The organism is Paraburkholderia sp. AV2 (genome assembly GCF_054968425.1).
Genome location: NZ_JBANLK010000049.1, coordinates 1 through 17,293, shown reverse-complemented (window position 1 = coordinate 17,293; position 17,293 = coordinate 1). Strand labels below are relative to the sequence as shown.

The 17,293-nt window shown below is 69.5% G+C and carries 7 protein-coding genes; 6 read left to right on the top strand and 1 reads right to left on the bottom strand.

The features are described from left to right. Nucleotides 1–8: 8 nt before the first annotated feature. Genes V8683_RS25745 through V8683_RS25720 form a run of 6 tightly spaced genes read left to right on the top strand, consistent with a single transcriptional unit; the run spans nt 9 to nt 15,955 of the window. Entirely contained in the window at nt 9–7,934 is a 7,926-nt protein-coding gene (locus V8683_RS25745; protein WP_411191306.1) for an amino acid adenylation domain-containing protein, read from the top strand. Then, a complete protein-coding gene (locus V8683_RS25740; protein WP_411191305.1) occupies nt 7,931–8,842 on the top strand; it encodes an iron-siderophore ABC transporter substrate-binding protein in 912 nt (303 codons plus the stop codon). The genes V8683_RS25745 and V8683_RS25740 overlap by 4 nt, the downstream gene beginning before the upstream one ends. Further along, nucleotides 8,839–10,869: a Fe(3+)-hydroxamate ABC transporter permease FhuB gene (gene fhuB, locus V8683_RS25735; RefSeq protein WP_411191304.1), complete on the top strand. Its 2,031-nt coding sequence runs from the start codon at nt 8,839–8,841 to the stop codon at nt 10,867–10,869. Before V8683_RS25740 ends, fhuB begins: the two co-directional genes overlap by 4 nt. Before the next feature lie 21 nt (nt 10,870–10,890). Beyond that, nucleotides 10,891–12,555 (top strand): cyclic peptide export ABC transporter, encoded by a 1,665-nt coding sequence (locus V8683_RS25730; protein WP_411191303.1) that lies wholly within the window; start codon nt 10,891–10,893, stop codon nt 12,553–12,555. An 8-nt stretch (nt 12,556–12,563) separates the two neighbouring features. Then, a complete protein-coding gene (locus V8683_RS25725; RefSeq protein WP_411191302.1) occupies nt 12,564–13,451 on the top strand; it encodes an ATP-binding cassette domain-containing protein in 888 nt (295 codons plus the stop codon). 41 nt (nt 13,452–13,492) lie between these two features. Then, a complete protein-coding gene (locus V8683_RS25720; RefSeq protein ID WP_411191301.1) occupies nt 13,493–15,955 on the top strand; it encodes a penicillin acylase family protein in 2,463 nt (820 codons plus the stop codon). Between the two features lie 14 nt (nt 15,956–15,969). Here V8683_RS25720 and V8683_RS25715 read toward each other — a convergent pair whose 3' ends face one another. Continuing rightward, a complete protein-coding gene (locus V8683_RS25715; protein ID WP_411191299.1) occupies nt 15,970–16,638 on the bottom strand; it encodes a cation efflux transmembrane domain-containing protein in 669 nt (222 codons plus the stop codon). Between the last annotated feature and the right edge of the window lie 655 nt (nt 16,639–17,293).

The window sequence follows — 17,293 nt, the reverse complement described above, 5'->3', positions numbered from 1 at the left end:
GCGCTGCCATGCAGTTTCACGCGTATCGATCGATGAGCCCGTCCGGCATTGCCCACGCCTGGCAGCCGCTGTCTGCCTTGCAGGAGGGCATGTGGTTCATGCAGCGGCTTGCGCCGCAGTCCACGGCCTGGCATCTCGCCCGCGCGTTTCATTTGCGCGGGCCGCTCGATACCGCCGCGCTCGGTCTCGCGCTGGCGCGCGTGCGCCAGCGCCAGGCGGTGTTGCGTACGCGTTTTGCCGAGCGTGACGGCACGCCGTACCAGATCGCCGACCTGCCCGCCGACGCACCGCTCGACGTGCTCGATCTGGCGGCGCCGGCCGCTGACGCCGCCGATGCCGCCGCTGCCGATGGAAGCGAGCCCGACGCAGCCCTCGCGGCGGCACTGGACGCGGTACTGACCGGCGAGGCGGCGCGCCCGTTCGATTTCGCGCGTGAGGGCGCCGCGCGCTTTCGGCTCGTGAAGCTCTCGGCGCAGCGGCACGTGCTTTCGGTGGTGGTGCATCACCTGATTTCGGATGGCGGCTCCAATGCGATCTTCGCGCGCGAGCTGGCGCGGGCGTATCGCGATGCCGTGCAGGGCGTGACCGCCGATCGCGCCGATCACGCCGATCTCGATGCAGGAAGCGTGGCGAACGGCGCCGGGCAAGGCGAAGGGCATGCGCTCGCGTGGCAGTACGCCGACTTTGCCGCATGGCAGCGCACACAGCTCGCCGGCGAGAAGGCGAGCGCCGACCTCGCATGGTGGAAGCAGTACATCGGTGCGTCCGACGACGGCTTCGAGCTGCCGGGCGATTTCCCGCGCGCGCCGCAGGCGAAGCGCGTCGCGCGCACGCATACGTTTGCGTTGAGCGAGGCGACGCTCGACGCGCTGCGCGCACGCTGCAAGGCCGAACGCTGCACGCCGTTCGTCGTGCTGATGGCCGCGTACCAGCTCGTGCTCTGGCGTCACGCGGGGAGCGCCGACTTCTGCATCGGCGTGCCGACGAGCGGCCGCACACTCGTGGAGTGCGAGGATCTGATTGGCCTGTTCGTCGACACGCGTGTGCATCGCGCGCGCATCGAGCCGTCCATGAGCGCGCGCGCCTTGCTCGAAAGCGTGCGGCACGACTCGCGTGCGGCGCTCGATCACGGCGACGTGACCTTGCCGATGCTCGTCGATGCGCTCGGCGTGCGCCGCGAGGCGGATCGCCATCCGCTATTCCAGACGCTCTTCAATGTGCAGGGCCCCGCGGCGGCGGGCAAGCTGTCGCTAGACGGGCTCGAAGTCGAGATCGTGGATGCGGAAAGTCCGCTTGCGCGCTTCGATCTGAGCGTGGACGTGCGCGTGAGCGCCGAGGCAGTGCGCGTGACCGCGCGCTACGACGGCACGCTGTATCGCCAGCAAACCATCGAGCGGCTGTTCGGCCACTACGAGGCGCTGCTCGTTGCGTTGTGCCGCGAGCCGGACCGGGCGGTGGCGGAGCTGCCCTGGCTCGACGATGACGAGCGCGCGTGTCTCTCGGCGTGGAGTACGCAGCGCGCCGATTACGGCGTGCCCGTGCCCGTGCACCGGCTGTTCGAGCGCCAGGCCGCAGCTACGCCCGATGCGGGCGCGCTGCTGTTCGACGACACGACGCTGACCTACGGCGAGCTCGACGCGCGCGCGAACCGGCTGGCCCAGCGGCTGCGGCGGCTCGGTATCGGCCCGGATGTGAAGGTGGGCATCGGCGTCGAGCGTTCCCTGGAGATGGTCGTCGGCCTCCTGGCGATTCTCAAGGCGGGCGGCGCATACGTGCCGCTCGACCCCGATTATCCGGCCGAACGCCTCGCCTACATGATCGAGGACAGCGGCATCGGCCTGCTGCTTATCCAGCGCGCGTTGCGCGAACGCTTCGCCGCGCAGTGCACGCCCGAAACCGCGTGTACGGTGCTCGAACTGGACACACTCGATCTTTCGGGCGAGTGCGCCGAGCGTCCCGCGGTGTGTTCCCCGGTGTGTCCCGATACACCGCTCGATCCCGACAACCTCGCCTACGTGATCTACACCTCGGGCTCGACCGGGCGGCCGAAGGGCGCGGCGAACCGCCATGGCGCGCTTTTCAACCGGCTCGTCTGGATGCAGGCGGCGTATCGGCTCGATGCGCGCGACACCGTGTTGCAGAAGACGCCGTTCAGCTTCGACGTATCCGTGTGGGAGTTCTTCTGGCCGCTCATGACGGGCGCCCGGCTCGCGCTCGCGCGGCCCGGCGATCATCGCGACCCGGCGCGTCTCGTCGAGCTCATCGATCGCCATCGCGTCACGACGCTGCACTTCGTGCCGCCGATGCTGCAGGCTTTCGTCGCCGCGCTCGACGGCGAGGCGCCGGTCTGCACAAGCCTGCGCCATGTGATCTGCAGCGGCGAGGCGCTGCCCGCTGCGTTGCAGGACCGCGCGCTCGCACGCCTCCCGCACGTGCAGGTGCACAACCTCTACGGTCCGACCGAAGCCGCCATCGACGTCACGCACTGGACCTGCCGCGCGGGCGATCCGGTCGTGCCGATCGGGCGGCCGATCGCGAACGTCAGCACGCATGTGCTCGACGCCGCGCTGAATCCGCTGCCCGTTGGTGTGGCGGGCGAACTCTATCTGGGCGGCGCGGGGCTCGCGCGCGGCTACCTCGACCGCCCCGCACTCACGGCCGAGCGTTTCGTGCCCGATCCGTTCGAGCCCGGCGCGCGGCTCTACCGCACCGGCGATCTCGCGCGCTGGCGCGCCGACGGCGCGCTCGACTATTTGGGCCGACTCGATCATCAGGTCAAGATTCGCGGCCTGCGGATCGAGCTCGGCGAAATCGAAGCGGTGCTGCAGCGCCAGGAAGGGGTGGAGACGGCGGTCGTCGCGGCGCAGGATGGGCCGAACGGCAAGCGGCTTGTCGCGTATGTGAGCGCGCGCGACGGATATCGCCTCGATCGCGACACGCTCGCGGCAAGGCTCGCGGCGGCGTTGCCCGATTACATGGTGCCGGCGGCGTGGGTCGAACTCGAACGCTTCCCGCTCTCGCCGAACGGCAAGCTCGACCGGCGCGCGCTGCCTCCGCCCCAGGCGCCCGGACGTGCGTGGGAAGCGCCGCAAGGCGAAGCCGAAAGCGCGCTGGCGGCGATCTGGCAGCCACTGCTGGGCGTGGCGCGGGTAGGGCGCCATGACAACTTCTTCGAGCTGGGTGGCGATTCGATCCTGAGCCTGCAGATCGTCGAGCGCGCGCGGCTGGCCGGCTGGAAGCTGACGCCACGTCAACTGTTCGAGCGTCAGTCGGTGGCGGAGCTCGCCGCGGTGGCGCAGCCGCTCGGCACGGTCGCGCCGGCTGCGGTCACGGCCGCGCCCGCCGGTACCGAGGCGGCGCTGCTGCCGATGCAGGCGTGGTTCTTCGACTTGCCGCATGCGCAGCGGCATCACTGGAACCAAGCCGTCCTGCTCACGAGCCGCGAGCCGCTCGATACGGCGCTGCTTGCGCGCGCATTGCATGCGCTCGTCCAGCATCACACCGCGCTGCGCCTGCGTTTCGCGCAGGACACGGCGAGTGCAGGGGGCGTATGGCGCGCGCGCCACGGCGAGGCGCCGCCGCCCGAGACGCTGCTGTGGGTGCGCAAGGCCGCGACGCAAGACGAGATCGCCGCGCTGTGCGACGAAGCCCAGTGCAGCCTCGACCTGAACGGCGGGGCGCTGCTGCGCGCGCTTGCCATCGAGATTGCCGACGGCAGTTGGCGCTTGTTGCTGGCGATCCATCACCTGGCGGTGGACGGAGTGTCGTGGCGACTGTTGCTCGCGCAACTACGCAGCGCGTATGCCGCTTTGCAAAGCGGGCATCCGCTTGCGTTGCCCGCCGCCGCTTCGACCGATGCCTGGGCCGCGCGCCTCGCAGCGCATGCGCAAACGCCCGCGCTGCGCGCGCAGGTGCGCTATTGGCAGGAGAGGGGCAGTGCGATCGCGGCGCTGCCGTGCGATCTGCCGGATGGCGCGAATACCGTGGCGCATCGGCGCCACGCAACGCTCGCGCTCGATCCCATCGAGACGCACCAGCTTCTGCACGAGGCGCCGGCCGCGTGGCGCACGCAGGTCAACGACCTGCTGCTGACCGCGCTGGGCCGCGCGTTGTGCGCGTGGGCCGGCACGGAACGCATTCGCATCGACGTGGAAGGGCATGGCCGTGAAGACCTGTTCGACGATATCGACTTGAGCGGCGTGGTTGGCTGGTTGACGAGCCTCTATCCCGTCGTGCTCGAACCGTGCGGCGAGCCGGGCGCGGCGTTGCGGCGCGTGAAGGAGATGCTGCGCGCCGTGCCCGAACGCGGCCTGGGCTTCGGCGTACTGCGCTACCTCGGCGCCGATGCGGATCGCGCCGCGCTCGCGGCCATTGCGCCCTCGCAGGTCGTGTTCAACTACCTGGGCCAGTTCGACCAGAGCTTCGACGGCGGCGAGGCGTGGCAGCCGGCGCGCGAGACGCCGGGCGCCTCGCAGGCCGCCGACGCACCGCTTGCGCACGCGCTTTCGGTGAGCGGCAAGGTGCTCGACGGCGCGTTGACGCTAACGCTTGCCTACAGCGGTGCGCGCTATCACGACACGACCATCGGCCGGCTCGTCGACGCGCTGCACGACGCGCTGCGCGAACTGATCGCGCATTGCACCAGCCGCAGCGCCGCTGCGACCCCTTCGGACTTCGAACTGGCCGCGCTCACGCAGGACGAGCTCGACCGCCTGCCGCTCGCGATGAACGAAGTGGCCGACCTGTATCCGCTTACGCCGATGCAGGCCGGCATGCTGTTTCACTCGCTATACGCGCGCGGCGGCAGCGCGTATCTGAACCAGTTGCGCGTGGATCTGGACGGTCTCGACGCCGCGCGTTTTCGCGCCGCGTGGACGGCGCTCACGCAGCGTCACGACATCCTGCGCACCGCCTTCGTGGCACACGGCGAGGGCTGGCTGCAATGGGTCGCGCGCGTCGTGGACCTGCCGCTCGTCGAGTACGACTGGCGCTCCCGTACCGATTGCGCTGCGGCGCTCGATGCGCTCGCGGCGCAGCAGCTCGAACAGGGCTTCGATCTCACGCGCGCGCCGCTCTATCGGCTCGCGCTCGTGCGCACGGGCGAACGGCGCTATCACTTCGTGTGGACCCATCATCACGTGCTGCTGGACGGCTGGAGCGTCTCGCAGCTACTAGGCGAGGTGCTGCGCCACTACAGCGGGCAACCCCTGCCCGCGCACGGCGGCCGCTATCGCGACTACATCGGCTGGCTGCGCGACCATGACGGAGCGGCGAGCGCCGCGCACTGGCAGGCGCAGCTCGCGCGTCTTCACGGACCCACACGGCTCGCGGAAGCATTCGGCAAGCGCGAGACGCAGGCGCGCGGCTACGGACTGCACACGGTGGAACTGGACGCGCCCACGACCGCGCGTCTCGTCGCTTTCGTGCGCGAGGCGCGCGTGACCGTCAATACGCTGCTGCAGGGTGCGTGGGCGCTGCTGTTGCAGCGACATACGAACCAGCCCGCCGTGGTGTTCGGCGCGACGCTCGCGGGCCGTCCCGCCGATCTGCCGGGTGCCGCACAACTGCTCGGGCTCTTCATCAACACGCTGCCCGTGATCGCGGCGCCGCGCGCGCAGGCGCGCCTGGGCGACTGGTTGCGCGAGTTGCAGGCCGAGGGCATGGCCGCGCAGGAGCATGCGCATACGCCCTTGTACGAGATCCAGCGCTGGGCCGGCGCGAGCGGGCAGGGACTGTTCGACAGCCTCGTCGTGTTCGAGAACTATCCCGTCGACGCGGTGCTCAAGGAGTCTTCTCCGGGCGGCCTGTCGATCGACAACGTAGCGGCGCGTGACGAAACCAGCTACGCATTGACACTGGGTGCGATCCAGGGAGAGACGCTGCGGCTCGGCTTTCGCTATGCGCGCGACGCGTTCGGCGATGGCGACATCGCGCGCATCGCACAACACATGGCGAGGCTGCTGCGCGAGGTGGCGCTCACGCCGGACGCGGCCGACCGCGCGCCCGGTACCTTCGATCTGCTCGATGACACTGAGCGCGAGGTGCTCCTCGCACTCGGCCGCGCCGAACATGCGGGTCATGCTTCGTCCGCGCGCGTGCCGGTGCACGAACGGATCGCAGCCCGAGCCGCAGAGCAACCCGAGGCGCCGGCGCTGGTCGCGGGCGCCACGCGTCTCTCCTACGGCGAACTGAACGCGCACGCCAACCGGCTCGCGCATCGGCTGAGGCGCGAAGGCGTCGGGCCGGAAGTGCGGGTGGGCATCGCGGCCGGACGCTCGGCCGCGATGATCGTCGGCATGCTCGCGGTGCTCAAGGCGGGCGGCGTTTATGTGCCGCTCGATCCCGCCTACCCGGCGGAGCGCCTCGCGTACATGATCGAAGACAGCGGCATTCGCCTCGTGATCGCCGAGTCCGGTGCGCGCGCTGCGCTGCCGACGCCGCTTGCACTGCCCGTGCTCGATCTCGACACGCTCGACCTCACCGGCGAGCCGGCGCACGATCCCGCGTGCCCCGTGCATGCGGAAAACCTCGCCTATGTGATCTACACGTCGGGCTCGACAGGGCGGCCGAAGGGCGTGGGCGTTGCGCACGGCGCCCTCACGATGCATTGCGACGCGATCGCGGCGCGCTACGGTATGCGCGCCGCCGACCGCGAGCTGCACTTCGCGTCGATCAATTTCGACATCGCACACGAGCGCTGGATTGTGCCGCTCTGCGCGGGCGGGGCGCTCGTGATCGCCGATGCGGCGCGCTGGTCGACGGCGCGCCTTCTCGACGAGATGCGCCGCGAGCGCGTCTCGGTCGTGTTCCTCACGCCGTCGTATCTCAACAATCTCGTGTCCGATCCGGCGCTCGACGCAGCGGCGCTGGCGTTGAGGCTTTGCATCGTCGGCGGCGAGGCGTGGGCCGCGGCGGCGATGCAGGCGGCCTGCCGGGCACTGCCGGACTGCCGCCTGATCAACGCTTACGGGCCGACGGAAACCGTGATCGCGCCGACGGCGTGGGATGTCGATGCGTCGTTCGACGGCGCCTGGGCGCCCATCGGCCGGCAGATCGGCGAGCGCGTGGCCTATGTGCTCGACGCCGCGATGAACCTCGCGCCGCGCGGCGTGGCCGGCGAGCTCTATCTGGGCGGCGCGAGTCTCGCACGCGGCTATCAGCACCGCGCCGCGCTCACCGCCGAGCGCTTCGTGCCCGATCCGTTCGACGCGCAGGGCGGCCGCCTCTATCGCACCGGCGACCTCGTGCGCTGGCGCGACGACGGCGCGCTCGACTATCTCGGCCGTCTCGACCAGCAAGTGAAGCTGCGCGGCTTCCGCATCGAACTGGGCGAGGTGGAGGCGGCATTGCTCGCGCAGCCGGGCGTGCGCGAGGCCGTCGCGCTGGTGGACGGAACGGCGGGTGGCGCGCGGCTCATTGCATATGTCACTCCCGGCGTGACTCCCAACGTCACGCCGGCCCCCACCGCTGCGCTCGACCCTCATGCGCTGAAGCACGCACTCGCGCGCACGCTGCCCGACTACATGGTGCCGGCTGCGATCGTCGTGCTCGAGCGCTTGCCGCTCACGCCGAACGGCAAGGTGGACCGGCGCGCCTTGCCGGTGCCGCAGTCCGCAAGGACGCAAGATTACGTTGCTCCGCAAGGCGAGACGGAAGCTGCGGTCGCGCGAATCTGGAGCGAGGTGCTGGGCGTCGAGCGCATCGGGCGGCACGACCATTTCTTCGAGCTGGGCGGCGACTCGATTCTGAGTCTCAAGGTGCAGCGGCGCGTGGCACGCGAGCTCGCGGCGGACGTGGAGCTCGCCGCGCTATTCGCGGCGCCGACGCTCGACGCCTTCGCGCGCGCCGTGGACGAGGCGCGCGCGCGTACCGCGAGCGGCCCTGCTGCAATGGCCGATACGATGCAATCCCTTCTTTCCGATCTCATGCAATGAACCGCAGGACCTTGCTCACCGCGCTCCTGGGTGGCGCGCTGCTGACCGCCGGTGCTAGAGCGCGCGCGGCCGTGCCGCGCCGCGTGATCGTCCTCGACTGGGGGCTCGCCGAGCTCATGCTGGCGATCGGCGTCGTGCCGGTCGGCATGGCGAACACGCCGGGATTCCGGCGCAACTTCACGGCCTGCCCGGTGCCCGCTTCGGTCGTCGATCTCGGTCTGATGTTCCAGCCGAACATGGAGCTGATGCTGGCGCTCAAGCCCGATCTGATCGTCATCACGCCCGCGCACGCGGCGATGCGCGCGTCGCTCGAACGTATCGCGCCCACAGTGACGCTCGGCATGTTCCGCGCCAGCCCGGCGCCCTATACGGCGGCGTGCGCCGAAACGCTGCGGCTGGCACGCCTCCTGGGTTGCGAGGCACGCGGCGAGGCGGCCGTCGCGCAGACGCAGCGTTCAATCGATGCCGCCCGTGCGCGGCTCGATGCGCTGCCGGCCGCGGCTGGCGCGTCGGTCTATATGGTGCGTTTCATCGACGAGTCGCACGTGCGCGTGTTCGGCGCGCACAGCCTGTTCGGTGAGCTGCTGGCAAAGCTCGGGTTGCAGAACGGCTGGCGCAAGGCGAACCACGCCGCGGCCTACGCGACGATCGGTTTCGACGCGCTCGACGCCGATCCCCGCGCGACGCTCGTCTATGTGAAGCCGCTGCCCGCGCCGACGGCATCCATGATGAAGACGAGCCGCGTCTGGCAGGCCATGCCGTTCGCCGGCGAGGGCCGCATGATCGGCATGGCGTCCGTGCCGCCCGAAGGCGGCATCCTGAGCGCGCAGTATTTCGCCAACGCACTGGCCAACGCTTTGGGCGAGGCCCGCCTCGATGCGCGGACATCCACCGCGGAGCCCACATGAAGAGCGCCGCGACCCTCTCCCTAGTGCCGATGCGGCGCACGCCGCTTTTGCCCGTTTGCGGGCTCCTCGCGCTGGCGGCGCTGCTGTTCCTGCTGCGCCTCGACGCGCGCCTGCCTGCCGCGCTGTGGTGGCAGGCCCTCGTGGCGCCGTCGCCCGGCGACGTGCCGCAGTTGCTCGTCCACTACAGCGACTTGCCGCGCGTCGCGGTCACGCTGCTGTGCGGCGCCGCGCTCGGGTTCGCCGGCGTCGCGACCCAGCAGGTGCTGCGCAATCCGCTTGCCGAACCCATGACGCTCGGGATGTTTTCCGGCGCCTGGCTTGCGCTGGCGCTTGCCACCGTCTATGCGCCGTTCCTGCTCGCCGGCGGCCGCGACGCGGTTGCGCTGGCCGGCGGCGCGGTGGCCCTGGCCGCCGTGTTCGCGCTGGCGGCGCGGCGCGGAATGTCGCCGCTCGCGCTGATCCTCGCCGGGATGATCGTCAACCTGTGCGGCGGGGCGTTCTGCCTCGCGCTGGCCATTTCCCACTACGATCTGCTGAGCGGCCTGCTGGTGTGGGGCGGCGGCTCGTTCGCGCAGAACGACTGGCACGTGGCGGCGGCACTTTGCGCGCGCTTCGTGCCGTGCGTGGCCCTGTTGCTGCTGTGCCTGCGGCCGATGGCGGTGTTCGACCTCGGCGACACGGTGGCGTCGAGCCTCGGCGTATCGCTGCGCACGACGCGCGGCTTCGCGCTGTTCCTCGCGCTGCTGATCGCGGCCTTCGTGGTCAGCGCGGTGGGCGTGGTCGGCTTCGTCGGTCTTGCCGCGCCGTCGCTCGCGCGCCTCGCCGGCGCTCGGCGCCTGCGCGAGCGCATCGTCTGGTCGCCGCTTCTTGGCGCCGCGCTGTTGTGGCTCGCGGACCAGTTCGCGCAGTTGTGCGTCGCGCGTTTTGGCATGGCGATTCCAACCGGTGCGATCACGACGCTGCTCGGTGCGCCGCTTCTGCTGATCATGCTGCGGCGCCTGCGCGGGCGGCCGGACCTCGCCCAGACTCCCGCCGAGCGCCCGGCGCCTTTGTCGGCGCGCGGGCTGCGGATCACGGCGCTCGCCTGCGCGGCGCTGCTCGTGCTCGTGATCGCAGTGTCGCTCACACTCGGGCGCGGGCTCCACGGCTGGCATCTGAGCAGTCCTCACGAAGCCGCGGCGCTCCTGTTCCTGCGCCTGCCGCACGTCGTGGCGGCGCTCGGCGTGGGCGTGCTGCTGGCGCTCTCCGGCGGCATCGTGCAGCGCATGACCGGCAATCCCATGGCGAGCCCCGATCTGCTCGGCATTTCGGCGGGCGGCGCGCTCGGCCTGACCGGTGCGCTGTTCCTCACCGCGCAGCCCGGTTTGCCGACCTACCTGATCTGGTGCGCGGGCGGCGCTGTGCTCACGCTGTGCGCGCTCGTGGTGTTCGCGCGCGCTTCGTCGTTCGCGCCCGACACGCTGATTCTGGCGGGCATGACGCTCTCCGCCGCGTTCCAGGCGATCTCCGTCATTGCCGTGTCGAGCGGCGATCCACGCGTGATCATTCTTTACAACCTGCTGGCCGGGTCGACCTACAACGTCGGCCCGTGGATGGCCGCGCTCGTCGCGGCGGCGGCGCTCGCCGCGCTCGCCGCCGTGCCGCTGTGCCGGCGCTGGCTGGAAATCCTGCCGCTCGGCGATGCCGTGCCGAAGGCCCTCGGCGTCGATCTCGCCGTCGCGCGCTTCGGCCTGCTGATGCTGAGTGCGGTGATGAGCGCCGTGGCGACGCTCGTGATCGGGCCGCTGTCGTTCATCGGCCTGATGGCGCCGCACATGACGCGCATGCTCGGTGTGAGCCGCGCCATGCCGCTGCTGCTCATCTCGGCCGTGCTCGGCGCGACGCTCATGATCGCGTCGGACTGGCTCGGCCGCTGGATGCTGTTCCCGCAGGAAATGCCGGCCGGCGTGATGGCCACGCTGCTCGGCGGACTCTACCTGATCCTCACGATGTTCCGGCGCCCGCCACAGAGCGGGCCCGGTTCCTGATGCACCGTCACAAGGAGTGACATGTCTCTGCTCTTGAAGCTCGCACGCAATTCGCGCTGGACCTTGTTCGTCGCGCTCGTCGCCAGTCTCGTCAGCGGGTTCGGCAATGCCGGGCTCGTTGCGCTGATCAACCAGGCGCTCTCCGCGTCGAGCGCGCAGCTCGCACGCCTCGGCTGGCAGTTCCTCGTGCTCGGCGTAATCGTGCTGGCCACGCGCACGGTCTCGCAGACGCTCTTCATGGACCTCGGCCAGCGCGCCAAGGCCAACCTGCGCATGCAGACGATACGCCGGCTCGGCGACGCCTCGTTCCGCCATCTCGAACAGCAGGGCGCGGCGCGCTCGCTCGCCGTGCTCACGCAGGATCTCGATTCAATCGTGATGCTGTTCGTAAGAATGCCGGCGCTCGCCATGCAAAGCGCGGTGATCGTGGGCTGCCTCGCCTATCTGAGCGTGCTGTCGTGGCAGATCCTGCTCGTGGCGATCCTCACCATCGGCATTGGCGCAGCGGGCTTTCGCGTGGCCAACGGCCGCGCGCTCTTTCACCTGCGCGCCTCGCGCCAGCGCGAGGACGATCTCGTCAGGCATTTCCGCGCGCTGTTCGACGGCGCGAAGGAACTGAAGCTGCACCGCCAGCGCCGCAGCGCCTTCATCGAAGACACGCTCTCGACCAACGTCGAAGCGGTGCGCGTGCAGCGCACGCGCGGCTACGTGCTGTACGCCGCCGCCGCGAGCTGGGGCAGCTTCATCCTGTTCGTCTTCATCGGCATTACGTTGTTCGTGGTCGCGCGGCTCTTTCCGGTCGACACGCACGTGATGTCCGGCTATGCGATGGTGTTTCTCTACATGATCATGCCGATCGAGTCGCTGCTTTCCGCCATTCCGAACATCGGCACGGCGCGCGTGGCGCTCGAACGCATCGAGCAGGTCAATGCCGAACTGCCCGTGGAAAGCGGGCTGGGCGCGCCGACCGCAGTGGGCTTCGAGAGCATCGTGCTCGACGGCGTCACGCACCGCTATTTTCGCGAGAAGGAGAACGAAGTGTTCACGCTCGGGCCGATCGACCTGACGTTCCGGCCGGGCGAACTCGTGTACCTGATCGGCGGCAATGGCAGCGGCAAGACCACGCTCGCGAAGATGCTGGTGGGCCTGTATCCGCCCGAAAGCGGCCGCATTCTGCTGAACGGCGCGCCGGTGGGCGAAGACGGGCGTGACAGCTATCGCCAGTTGTTCTCCGTGGTGTTCAGCGACTTCTTCCTGTTCGACAGCCTGCTCGGCCTGCGTTTCGACGGGCTCGAGGCTTCGGCGCAGCAGTTGCTCGTGCACCTGCAGCTCGATCACAAGGTCAGCATCCAGAACGGTGCGTTTTCCACGCTCGAACTCTCGCAAGGCCAGCGCAAGCGGCTCGCGCTGCTCGTCGCCTATCTGGAGGACCGGCCGTTCTACGTGTTCGACGAATGGGCCGCGGACCAGGACCCGCTCTTCAAGGACGTGTTTTACCGCGAGCTATTGCCCGAGCTGAAAGCGAAGGGCAAGACGGTGCTCGTGATCACGCACGACGATCGCTATTTCCATCTGGCCGACCGCTACATCAAGCTCGAATACGGCCAGCTAGTCGAAGCCGGCGCCGGCGACGACCTGCTCGCGCGCTACAGCGGCGCGCCGCATGCCGCACTCGCAATCCAATGAGCCGCCTCATGAACGTGAATGCTCCGGTCGCGCCGGACCTCGGCGTCGAAGCGCCGGTCGATCAAGCCGTGCAGGTGCGCCGTGTCGATGACGCTCCGGCAGGTGCGTCGCGGTCCGCCGCCGAAACGCTGTTCGCGCTCGACAACGTGTCGTTCGACGCCGGTGGCCGCACGTTGCTCAAGCCCTTGTCGCTAACCCTTTCGAAGCATCGCATGGTTGGCCTGATCGGCCACAACGGCTCGGGCAAGTCGACGCTCGTGAAGCTGCTCGCGCGCCAGCAGCGGCCCAGCACGGGCACACTGAGCTTCGCGGGCCGGCCGCTCGCCGAGTGGGAGAGCCGCGCGTTCGCGCGCAAGGTCGCGTATCTGCCACAGCAACTGCCCGCCGCCGACGGCATGACGGTGCGCGAGCTCGTCGCGCTCGGGCGCTATCCGTGGCATGGCGCGCTCGGCCGCTTCTCGCGCACCGACGCGCAGAAAGTGCTCGAAGCGATGGAGCAAACCGACGTGCTACGCTTTGCCGATCGCGCCGTCGACAGCCTTTCGGGCGGCGAGCGCCAGCGCGTATGGCTCGCCATGCTGGTCGCGCAGGACAGCGACTGCCTGCTGCTCGACGAACCGATCTCCGCGCTCGACATCGCGCATCAGATCGAAGTGCTCGCGCTCGTGCGGCACCTTTGCGAGGAGCGCGGCATCGGCGTAGTCGTGGTGCTGCACGACATCAACATGGCTGGCCGCTTCTGCGACGACCTCATCGCGCTCAAGGGCGGCAGCCTGCTCGCGAGCGGTCCCGCCGCCGAGCTGATGCGCGCCGAGACGCTCAGCGCGATCTACGGTATCCCGATGGGCACGGTGCCGCACCCGGATGGCGGCATGCCCATCAGCTTCGCGCATTGAATCCAGGCATGCCGAAATTTTCTGCTTTTCAGGTTTTCCCGATGAAACGATTCGCCGTTGCAATCGCCCTGGCGGCCGGCTTTGCCGGGGCCGTCCTGCTGGCCGGCTGCGCGCGGCCCGACACCGTGCGCACCGAGCCCTACCACGCCGAGATCCGCCGTACCGCGGACGGCATCCCGCACGTGCTGGCGCGCGACTGGGGCAGCCTCGGCTACGGCTATGGCTACGTGCAGGCACAGGACAACCTCTGCACGCTTGCCGACGCGTTCGTGACGTTCCGCGGCGAGCGTTCTGCCTACTTCGGCCCGGATGCGCGGCCCGTTGCTGCGGCGACGTTCGGGCAGCCGCGCAACCTCGATGCCGACTTCTTTTTTCGCCTCGTCGACGACGCCGACGCCGTCGCGCGCTTCCGCGCCGCGCAGACGCCGCGCACGCGCGCGCTCGTGGAGGGTTTCGCGGCGGGCTATGACCGCTATCTGGACGATCTGCGCCGGGGAGACTTTCCGGGCGCGCACGCCGCGTGCGCCAACGCGGCCTGGCTGCGGCCTGTCGACGCCGACGACGTGTACCGCCGCCTGATCGCGGCGACGCTCGCGGGCGGAGCCGCGCGCTTCGTCGAGCCGATCGCGAAGGCGCAGCCGCCGACGGCTGCGCCTTCGGCCTTGCCCGTACCGCGCGCGGCGAACGACGCAGCGCCGGCAATTGCCCTCGCGCCCGCGCAACTGGAGGTGGGCGGGCACGAAGGCATTGGCAGCAACGCGCTGGCGTTCGGTGCGGGGAAGACGCGCGACGGCGCGAGCCTGCTGTTTGGCAATCCTCACTGGTTCTGGCGCGGCCCCGACCGCTTCTACGAGGCACAGTTGACCATACCCGGCCAGCTCGATGTCGCGGGCGTGTCGTTCCTCGGCGTGCCGGTCGTGATGCTCGGCTTCAACCAGAACGTTGCGTGGACGCACACCGTGTCGTCGGCGCGACGCTTCGGCATTTTCCAGTTGACGCTCGTGCCCGGCGAGCCCACGCACTACCTCTACGACGGCCGCCCCGAAGCGATGACGGCGGTGTCGCTCACCGTGAAGGCACGCAACCCCGATGGCTCGCTCGCGCCGGTCACGCGCACGCTGTACCGCTCGCGCTTCGGTCCGTTGATCGATCTCTCGTCGATGTCGCCCGCGCTCGCGTGGAACGCGCAGCACGCTTTCGCGCTGCGCGACGTGAACGCGGACAACACGCGCGTGTTCGAAAATTTCCTCGCGTGGGACGGCGCGCAGTCGCTCGACGATTTCATCGCGATCCAGAAGCGCTTCGTGGCGACGCCGTGGGTCAACACGTTCGCGATCGGCCGCAACGATCCGCGCGTCTGGTTCGCGGATATCGGCGCGATGCCGGGCGTACCGGATGCGCTGGCGACGGCGTGCACGCCGCCGCCTGGACGCGCATTCGACGCGAAGGCGCCGGGTGTGCCGTTTCTCGACGGATCGAGAAGCGCCTGCGCCTGGCGCAGCGAACCCGGCGCCCCGCAAGGCGGCACGCTGCCCGTCGCGCAGATGCCAGGCATGGCGCGCGAGGACTATGTCGGCAATTTCAACGGCAGCTACTGGCTGACGAATCCGGCGGCGCCGCTCATGGGCTTTCCCCGCGTCGCGGGGGAGACGGGCACGGTCCAGACGCTGCGCACGCGCCTCGGCCATGAATTGGCCGCGCAACTGCAGCGCACGCCGGGTGGAGTGACGCGCGCCGCGCTGGAAGCGGGCGTGCTCGACAGCCGATCGATGTCGGCGGCATTGTTCCGGCAGCCCTTGATCGAAGCGCTCTGCAAGGGTGCCACGCCGGCGGGGGCGCCTGACACCGCCGATATCGCCACGGCGTGCAGCGTGCTCGAAGCCTGGGACGGCACGGCGCGCACCGGCGCGCGCGGCGCCAATCTCTGGGACGAGTTCTGGTTGCGCGCTAGCACGTTGCCGCCGCAGCAGCTCTACCGCATACCGTTCGATCCCGCGGCGCCGCTCGATACGCCGCGCGGCCTGAAGACGGACGATGAGGAGACCGTCGCGGCGCTTCGCAAAGCGCTGGGCGACGCCGTGCGCGCGCTGCGCCGGTATGGTTTCGCACCCGACTCGGCACGCGGCGAGCTGCTCTACACGCAGCGCGGCGCCGGGCGTGTCCCGCTCTACGGCGGTTGCGGCGAGGCGGGCTATTTCACGGTGGTGTGCCCGCAGCACCCGCTCGACCCGGGCGGCTACGCGATGGATCGCAACGGCCACGGCGACAGCTATCTCCAGGTGGTGAGCTTCGGCGAGGACGGAGTGGACGCGGACACGATGCTCGCGCACTCGCTATCGGACGATCCCGCATCGCCGCATTTCGCGGACGCGACGCGCGAATTCGCGCGGGGCGAATGGCAACGTTTCCGCTTCACGGAGCGCGAGATCGACGCCGATCCGGCACGCGTGACGACGACGCTGGAGGGCATGCCTTCCGGCCTGACGGGAAAAATATCGCCCTGACCGGCGAGTGTCGTTCAGGCGGGGCGCGCCCGGACGCGCCGGCAATAGCGCCTGACGAGTCCGTCCTCCTGCAGGAGTCCCATGCCGAGCATCATGGCGCCGATCAGCAGCGCGGCCATCCGGTCCAGATGTGCGATGCCTGTCATCGTGCCAACCGCGCCGACCGCCGCCGCGGCGGCCGATATCGCGTCGGCCAGCGCGTGCGTGGCGCCGGCTCGCAGCGCGTCGACGATGCGAGCATGCACGGCATCGATCCGGGCGGCCGCGGCGCTCAGGTGGCGCGCGGCATATCCGCGTGTCGCGACGACGAGTAGGGCCACGCAAAGCGCAATGGTCTGCGCGGAAGCCGCCTTGGTGCCGCTACTCTCCGCGTTCGCCAGGCTGTGCCAGATCAGTTCGCTGCCGGCCAGGATCGGCAGCGCTGCCGCCGCAACGGCCGGCAACCAGGCGGCTCGGCCTGCGAGCCATGCCGCGAGCGGCCCGCGGCCCGGATGTAGCGGCAGGAAGAGGAGGGCGTCGACGACCAGATCCACCAGCGTATGAATGCCGTCGGCAACGATGGCATGCGAGCCGGTCAGCCAGCCCGTTGCGATCTGCAGGGTCATCATGACGGTGTTGGCAATGGCGGTGTTGCGGGTGGCCCGCAGCGAAGCCTGCTCGGAGGGTGAATGGGCTGACGGCATGCCTTGCGAGGAAATTGTTTTCCGGCAGGGTAGGGACGCCAGATGGCATGGCGATGACAACCGGCTTCACCGTGTCATGCACAAGAGGGGAGTCGGTCTTCCGGGCAGGCCAACTGAAGCTCGCGGCACGGACAGCTTGTGCCTCGTCGGTGCGTGGCTTCGTCTGGGCGACGTCGCGTAAGTGTGCGGAGCGACGGGTTCGATTCCTGCTGACCCGGTACATCGTGCCTGCGAATTGCTGCTTGCTCTACGGCGGAGAAGTCCGACGCGAGGGCGCAGTTGTACGTGCAAGAGTGTATGCTGGTGTCGCCGTCCGGCGAGCACCTCAAAGAACGAGGCGAACCTCGGCACCGAAGCAATAGTGCGCTTCGCACCAGAGCGGGTGCATCATTGCGGTCTTCAGGAGGCGTGCTGACAACCGGCGTTTTCTTGCCACGAAGTCCGGTGCGCCAGCGAAGGATTAATGGTGGTCGTTCGAAGCGCCAGCTATAGATCCACTATATCAGGGTTGCCGATGGAGGCACTCACATGCATCAAGCAACATCAACCGTATCGGCTGGCAACCAGGCGGGGCACCAGCAGGGGTATACGTTCGTTCTGGTCCATGGCGCCTGGCACGGCGGCTGGTGCTGGCGGTTCGTGATGGAGCGCCTGC